We start from the raw sequence: 7,159 nt of genomic DNA, 5'->3' as shown, positions 1-7,159 counted from the left end.
CAGGGATGGGGCTGGATCTGGAGGCCTGGCTGGAAGACGAGCAGGCGTGCGAGCTCTGGCCCGGCATTGTGGATCACATGGAATGGGCGAGGCTGCAGCACTGTCCGCTCGGCCCGGCCCGAGGATTGACCCTGGTGTTCTCCGCCAAGGAGAGCCTGTTCAAGGCGCTTTACCCCACAGTGGGGCGTTACTTCGACTTTCTCGATGCCCGCTGGCTGACCATGACGGAGCAGACCCTCACTTTCGAACTCAAAAGTGCGCTGACCCCGGAGCTGTCCGCCGGCTGGCACTGCACCCTGCACTGGCAGCGATTGCCGGGGGGCGTGCTCACGACCCTGCTGCTGTGAGCGGTGACAGGGTTCACCATCCCGTTCACGGCGCCAGTCAACAACCGCCACTAAGGCAGTTTTTTGGTCCTGCGCTCAGGCCTGCCGCTGCATGGCAAACGCCTGCGGGCGGCGGCGCGGCACTATGATGGGAGCGCCATCGCCGGGGGCATGCAGTATGTCCACGTCTGTCTGGTAGAGGCGGTCGATGAGCGGCTTGGTCACCACCTCGCGAGCCGGGCCTATGGCCTGGATCTTGCCCTCACCGATGGCGATCAGCTCGTCGCAGTAGCGGGCGGCGGTGGCGAGATCGTGAATGACGATGAGCACCGTTTTGCCCTCGGCGGTGATCTGGTGGATGGCCTCCATCACCTCCGTCTGGTGGCCTATGTCCAGCGCGCTGGTGGGCTCATCCAGCAAGATAATGTCCGCGTCCTGGGCCAGTACCATGGCGAGCCACACCCGCTGGGCCTGGCCGCCGGAGAGGGAGCTGGCGCTCTGCGCCAAGATGTCGCCAAGCTGCATCCGCTCACAGGCCCAGCGCACCATGCGAGCATCCTCTTCACTCCACTGATTGAACCAGCCCTGATGGGGATGGCGGCCGTACTGCACCAGCTGTTCGACCTGAATGCCGGCGGGCACCAGGGGGCGCTGGGGCAGGTAGGCGAGCTCCCGGGCCAGTGCCTTCATGCCGTAACTCTCCAGCGGTTTGCCCTTGAGCAGTATCTCACCGGATTGGGGCTGCTCCTGGCCTGCCAGCAGCTTGAGCAGGGTGGATTTGCCACCGCCATTGGGGCCGACGATGCCAACCAGCTTGCCCTTGGGAATGGTGAAGGAGATGTCGTTGAAGACGGGTTTTTGCTGATAGCCGAAGTGGAGGCGATTTAGGGTGAGGGTCATCAGTCGGTTCTCTGTCTGTCTTTGATCAGAATAAACAGCAGCAGTATGCCGCCAAGAATACGGGTCATGATGCCGGTGGCGACCTCATGGGGGCTGGCCAGCACCCGCACCAGGGTATCGCTCGCCAGCAGCAGCAGGGCGCCGCACAGGGCGGCAATCCACAGCGGCACAATGCGATCCCGGCTCATCCAGGAGGCGAGTATGGGGGCGGCCATGGCGATGAATACCACGGGGCCGCCGATGGCGGTGCCAAGGGCCGCCACCACGATGGCTTGGGCCAGCACGCCGAGTTGCACCCGGTTGACGTTCACCCCCAGGCTCTGGGCGGTGACAGGGCCCAGACGCAGCACACCGAGGGCACGGGAGAGATAAATGATCCAGGGGCAGACCAGCAGGATCAGGATCCCTACCGGCACGACAGTGTTGTAGCCCTGGCCGACAAAGTTGCCCATGTTCCACAGGTAGAGGCTGGTGAGGTGCACCAGCGATTGGGTAGACATCACGAACTGGCCGATGGCGTTCATCAGCTCGGAGACGCCGATGCCGATCACCACGAACAGATAGCCCTGCTCTCCCGGTTTGTTGCACAGGGCGTAGAGTACGGCGGCGGCAAACAGGGCGCCGAGCGGCGCGGCCCACCAGGGCCAGCTGCCCAGGGTGAGATAGAGGGAGAAAACGATGATGGCGAGCGATGCGCCCTCGTTCACCCCTATCATGTCCGGGGTGGCGAGACGATTGCGAATGAGGGTCTGCACCAGACTGCCGGAGAGGCCCATGGCGGCGCCGGCCACCAGCACGGCGACGATGCGCGGCAGCCGGATCTTGAAGACGGTCACCTCATCGAGTCGGCTCCCCTCGCCAAGCAGGGTCTTTACTACCCCCAGCATGGTGAGCTTGCTTGAGCCCAGGGTCAGCGCCAGCAGGGAGAGCAGCACCAGGACCACCAGCAGCCCCAGCGTGATAAGCCAGGCGCGGCGGTGCAGCAACAGGGTGCGGCTGCCGAGGCGCAGGCAGAGGGTGCCGGAGGGAAGGGAAGCGTTCAGCGATGTGTTCATTGAATTGTTCATGAGGCAGGGTGACCTTATTTGACGGCCAGCAGGGAGCGGAAGCCGCCGCTGCGCACCACCATGATGAGCACAGGGGCGCCGATCAGCGCCAGGATCACCCCGTTGGGCAGCTCGAATGGCTGGATCAGCCAGCGAGCCAGGATGTCGGCGCCGAGCAGGAACAGCACGCCAAACAGGGCGGAGAAACGTACCTGGATGGCGAGGCGCACCGGCTCCACCAGGCGGGCGCAGTAGGCGGCCAGAAAGCCGACGAAGCCGATGGGGCCGGCAATGGCGATGGCGCAGGCGGTAAACAGGGTGGCGGCCAGCAGCACGCCGATCCGCACCCGGGTCGGTCGTATGCCGAGGGCCTGTGCCTGGTTGTCTCCCATCTGCATCAGGGTGAGCTGGCGACACAGGGCCAGGGTCAGCAGCAGACCGGCCAGGGCGAAGGGGACCACAGTGAGCACGGCGTCGAGATCCGAGGCCGCCAGAGACCCCAGGTTCCAGAAGCGGAACTGCTCCAGCACCACCTTGTTGGAGAGCAGCAGGAAGTTGGAGAGGCCGCCAAAGGTGGCGGAGAGGGCGACCCCCACCAGGATGAGTTTGAGCGGGTTGGAACGGCCTACCATCAGGCCGAGGCCCAGCACGATGAGGTTGCCAAGCAGGGCACCCATGCCGGACCAGAGCAGATAACCGTAGGCCGATTCGACCCCAAAATAGGTCAGCCCTATCACCAGGGCGAAGACGGCGCCGGCGTTGACGCCGAGCAGGCCGGGCTCGGCCAGCGGATTGCGGGTAGCACTTTGCAGCATGGAGGCCGCCAGCGCGAGACAGACGCCCACCACCAGTGCACACAGGGTGCGGGGCAGACGCAGGGTATGAATGATCATGGCGAGCTTTTGGTCGGCCATGAGGGCGGGATCGCCCAGCAAAAATCCGGCGACTTCGCGGCCACCATAGACACCGGCCCCCGTGGCCAGTGACAGACAGATCAGCATGAACAGGAGAACAACTCCCAGCCAGAACAGCTGTGTTTGGTGTCTGAGCACCCGGATACTCCTTATTGTCGAGGCGATAAAAACGGAAAAAGGGAGCCCTGTCGGCAGGGCTCCCGAACGGAGGATTACAGCTTGTAATTCACCCCTGCATAGACGGTACGACCTTCCAGAATGAAGTCGGCGTCGGTGGCAACCTGGTCACGCTGGGTGCTGGTCAGATTGGTGATGCCGAGTTTGAAGTCGAGCGCAGGCGTGACTGTCCAGTTGGTGTTGAGATCCAGAGTCTGATAGTGCTTGGACTTTAACGCCTCGGAGTTGTGCATCGGCACCTTGATGAACTGACTGCCCACGTATTGCCAGGCCAGGTGCGTGCTGACGATCTCGGTGGCTTGCCAATCCAGGCTGAGGTTGCCGGTGTGATCCGGGGTTTTGGTCAGATCGTCACCCGTGCTCTTGTCTTCGGAATCCAGCAGGCTCCAGTTACCGGTCAGCTTGACGTCGTCTCGCACATCGACCCAGCCGGTCAGCTCCAGCCCTTTCACTCGCGCCTTCTTGACGTTGAGGTAGGTCATGACGCTCGGACGGTAGCCCGGGCCCCACTGATCGCTCTGGATCAAGTCCTCGATGTCGTTGTGGAAGCCAGTCACCCCTGCGCCGAAACGCTCGCTCTCGTAGGCGGTGCCCAGCTCATAGCTGACGGCGGTTTCCGGTTGCAGGTTCGGGTTGCCGACCACCTTGCAGGCGCCACGGCAGGCCGTGGTGGCGAAGCCTTCGCTGGACTGGGCCAGGGTCGGTGCCTTGAACGCCTTGCCGGCGCCCCCCTTGATCACCCACTCGTCGCTCAGCTTGTAGAGGGCATAGGCGCGCGGGCTGAACTCGTTGCCATAGGTTTCATGGTGGTCGAGGCGGCCGCTCAGGGTCAGCGCCAGATCCCCCAGGCTGAATTCGTCCTGCAGATAGAGGGCGCTCTGGCTCGCATCCACGCTGCCGTTGGTGATGCTGCGGCTGTGCTCCAGCTCGGTGTTGCGCAGCTCGGCGCCCGAGGTCAGCAGGTGATCCCCCAGATAGCCGCTCAGCTGACCATCGACCGTGTGGTTGGTCTGGGTGACATCGGCGGCGCCGCCATTGAGCTGGGAGTCATCCATCAGATCCGTCTGTTCGAAGTAGTAGCGGGCACGGCTATCAACGTGCTGCCAATGGCCGTTGTGGGTCACACCCAGGCTCAGGCGTTCGAGCTTTTGCACGTTATGCGGAGTCGCCGGCGCCGTCGGGGCACGGGGCACATTGTTGAAGTAGCTGTCCATGTCGTTCTGGTTGTAGCCCAGATCGAAATCGATATCCTGATTGTCACTGACCAGCCACTTCAGGCTGGAGAGCACGTTGACCACTTCCCGTTTTTCCAGCGCATCGGCCTCCGGGTTGTTGGACTGATCGCTGTGCCAGCGGTCACGCTGATAGCCTTCCACCACCACACTGCCGAGCAGCTTGTTGTCGATGAGGGCTCCGGAGACAAAGGCGCTGCCCTGGTTGGCATCGCCACCGTCGCCCTTGGTGGGCATGGTGTGGGTGTAGCCGAAGGCCGCTTCTGTCTTCTCTCTGGCCTGGCGCAGGATCACGTTGACCACGCCACCCAGCGCATCGGCACCGTACAGGGAGGAGACGGGGCCCCGGATCACCTCGATGCGCTCGATGGCGGCCATGGGGATGGAACTCAGGTCGAAGTCATTGCCGTAGGCGCTGCCCAGGGTCTCGCGGGCGTTGACCCGCTTGCCGTTGATCAACAGCAGTGTGTAGTCACCCCCCAGGCCGCGGATCTTGATCTCGTTGCGGCCGGTGGGGTTGGTGGCAATGATGTTGACGCCAGGTACGCGCCTGAGGGCATCGCCGATGTTGTTGACGTTCATCCTGTCCAGATCTGCACGGGTCACCACGAAGACGCTGGCCGGGGCGGACAGCTCGGTGTGCTGGGTCTGGGTGGCGGTGACCACCATGGTCTCGTTGGCTTTGACCGATTCTGCCTGGGCCAGGCCCGGCAAGGCAAACAGGCCGAGGGAGAGCAGAATCGGGTTCAAACGAAATACGCCATGCTGCAACTGCATTGTCAAAACTCCATGAATAAACAGAGGTTATGGGGTCCGGCTCTGGGGCCGGTAGCTCACTGACTTCCCTGTCTGGCGGTACCAGACGCGGGGTTATTGTTATTCCTTGTCTGCGCCAGCCCCTTGAGCAAGCGCCAGAGACCGCCGCAGGCCAGCAGGCCACAGCCAATATTGATCCAGGCGAGCCCAGCAAAGCCGTGCAGGGCACCCGTGCTGTCCGAGACGAGATACCTTGCCGAGAGCAGGCTGCCGAGCCCGGCCGCCACGTTGGTCACCGTGCCCTGGAAGGACATGAAGGCGGCGCGCTGATGGGGGGCCGGAATGGCCGCCGTGATGGCCAGGGTGGTGCTGGAGCGGGCCGAGCTCAGCGCCATGAAGAGGGTAAACAGCAGGTAGATGGGCACGCCAACGGGGGCGGCGAAGCCGAGCAAGGTGATCAGGGCCAGCAACAGGCTGGTGATCAGAATGGCGGCCAGCGCCCGGCCTTGATCTATCCAGCTGCCGCACACACGCATAGTCGCCATGCTGGCCAGACCGCCAAACAGGTAGAGCGCGGCGATCTGCTCGCGGGGGAAGGCGAGGTTGAACTGGAAGTAGTTGGCAAAGTGCGGGATCAGCAGGAAGTGACCGAACATCTGTAAGCAGAGAATGAGTAGAGCGCCCTGGCATAGCGGCGATCCCAGCAGCTGGCGCAGCCCGCTGCCGTGGGGATAGCGGGTGACCGGCAGGGAGGGCAGCAGCAGGGCGCAGAGCAGGGCCAGCAGCAGGCCGCCAGCGCCAAACAGCAGGAAGGGGCTCTGCCAGCCTAGCCATTGGGACAGCACCAGGGCGATGGGCACTATCAGGATGGCAGCGAGCGAGAAGGCCATACCAACATAAGCGAGGCGGCGGCCCCGTTCGGCGGTTGGTACCAGATCCAGCACGGCGGCCATCAGGATGGCGGAGAGGGGCCCGGCCACGCAGCCCGACAGAATGAACAGTATCAACAGCTGCTGGCTGTGCTGGACCAAGGCACAGGCCATCAGCAGCAAGAAGCGCAGGGTCAGCAGCACCAGCAGGGCGGGTTTGCGGTTGACGCGATCGAGCCAGGGGGCAGCAATGAGCCCCATCAGGGCTGCGCCCAGGGTGGCACCGCCGCTGAAATAACCGGTCTGCTCCGGTTGCATGCCGAGGCTGATGACCAGATCCGGCCCAAGGGGCATCACCATCATCATGCTGCCCATGGAGAGCATATTGATCAGCATCGCCAGATGGATGATGGCAGGGGTGGGAGTGGCGGTAACAGGCTTCATCAGCAGGTGGCTCGAAAAAATGAGACCGAATTGTATCCGAGCGACTTTTTTGTGACAACAAATGGTAATCATTTTTATTTGTGTTATTCGATCTATCTCGGTCCCTTTTGGCTCGCAGGCTGTCAAGGGGGGCGTTCTGGTCCATGTCGCCATCGCTTGTGGGGGCTACGTCATTGAAAAGTGAGGCAGATGGATCATGATGGTGATAGCCAGACTGGCAGAGACGGTGAGCCGGGTCCCCGGACAGGAGAGAGAGATGAAAAAGTGGCGTTGGAGCGGGATCTTGTTGCTGTGCGGGCTCTGGTGTCTGCCGCTGCGGGCCGAGGTCAAGGTGATCCCGGTATTCGAGGCCGAGGCCATGGTGCAGACCCTCAAGGAGATCTACCCGGATCTCGGGGTGAGTGCCATGGGCAACCAGCTGGTGCTGAGCGGCAGTGTGGCCCAGTTGCAAGAGGCCGAAGCGACCCTGGCCAAACTCAACCAGCCGCCCCAGAG

General features: G+C 63.0%; 6 protein-coding genes and 1 pseudogene. 2 read left to right on the top strand and 5 right to left on the bottom strand.

Annotation, left to right across the window (positions count from 1 at the left end; translation table 11 throughout):
* The coding region (locus tag AAC083_RS04055; RefSeq protein WP_146181571.1) for a 4'-phosphopantetheinyl transferase family protein at nt 1–347 on the top strand (347 nt) is incomplete at its 5' end.
* Between the two features lie 75 nt (nt 348–422).
* Here AAC083_RS04055 and AAC083_RS04050 read toward each other — a convergent pair.
* The 5 genes from AAC083_RS04050 to AAC083_RS04030 all read right to left on the bottom strand — a co-directional run bounded on the left by AAC083_RS04050 (nt 423) and on the right by AAC083_RS04030 (nt 6,664).
* Nucleotides 423–1,226, bottom strand: coding sequence for an amonabactin ABC transporter ATP-binding protein (locus AAC083_RS04050; RefSeq protein ID WP_108535872.1), 804 nt, complete (start codon nt 1,224–1,226; stop codon nt 423–425).
* Nucleotides 1,226–2,293, bottom strand: coding sequence for an amonabactin ABC transporter permease subunit 1 (locus AAC083_RS04045; RefSeq protein WP_108535871.1), 1,068 nt, complete (start codon nt 2,291–2,293; stop codon nt 1,226–1,228). Before AAC083_RS04045 ends, AAC083_RS04050 begins: the two co-directional genes overlap by 1 nt.
* Nucleotides 2,294–2,307: 14 nt before the next feature.
* A complete protein-coding gene (locus AAC083_RS04040) occupies nt 2,308–3,324 on the bottom strand; it encodes an amonabactin ABC transporter permease subunit 2 (RefSeq protein ID WP_042034899.1) in 1,017 nt (338 codons plus the stop codon).
* Between the two features lie 74 nt (nt 3,325–3,398).
* The gene (locus AAC083_RS04035) at nt 3,399–5,372 is read right to left on the bottom strand and encodes a siderophore amonabactin TonB-dependent receptor (RefSeq protein WP_108535870.1); all 1,974 of its coding nucleotides are present in this window, start codon (nt 5,370–5,372) and stop codon (nt 3,399–3,401) included.
* Between the two features lie 56 nt (nt 5,373–5,428).
* Nucleotides 5,429–6,664, bottom strand: coding sequence for a siderophore amonabactin export MFS transporter (locus AAC083_RS04030; RefSeq protein ID WP_108535873.1), 1,236 nt, complete (start codon nt 6,662–6,664; stop codon nt 5,429–5,431).
* 256 nt (nt 6,665–6,920) lie between these two features.
* On the opposite strand from AAC083_RS04030, the pseudogene AAC083_RS22905 reads away from it, so the two are divergent.
* Nucleotides 6,921–7,159, top strand: a pseudogene (locus tag AAC083_RS22905) (hypothetical protein); the annotation flags it as partial.

The sequence above is a fragment of the Aeromonas sp. HMWF014 genome (assembly GCF_963878295.1).
GTDB classification, from domain to species: domain Bacteria; phylum Pseudomonadota; class Gammaproteobacteria; order Enterobacterales; family Aeromonadaceae; genus Aeromonas; species Aeromonas popoffii.
The sequence above is the reverse complement of the archived record's forward strand: the minus strand, read 5'-3'. Positions and strand labels throughout refer to the sequence as shown.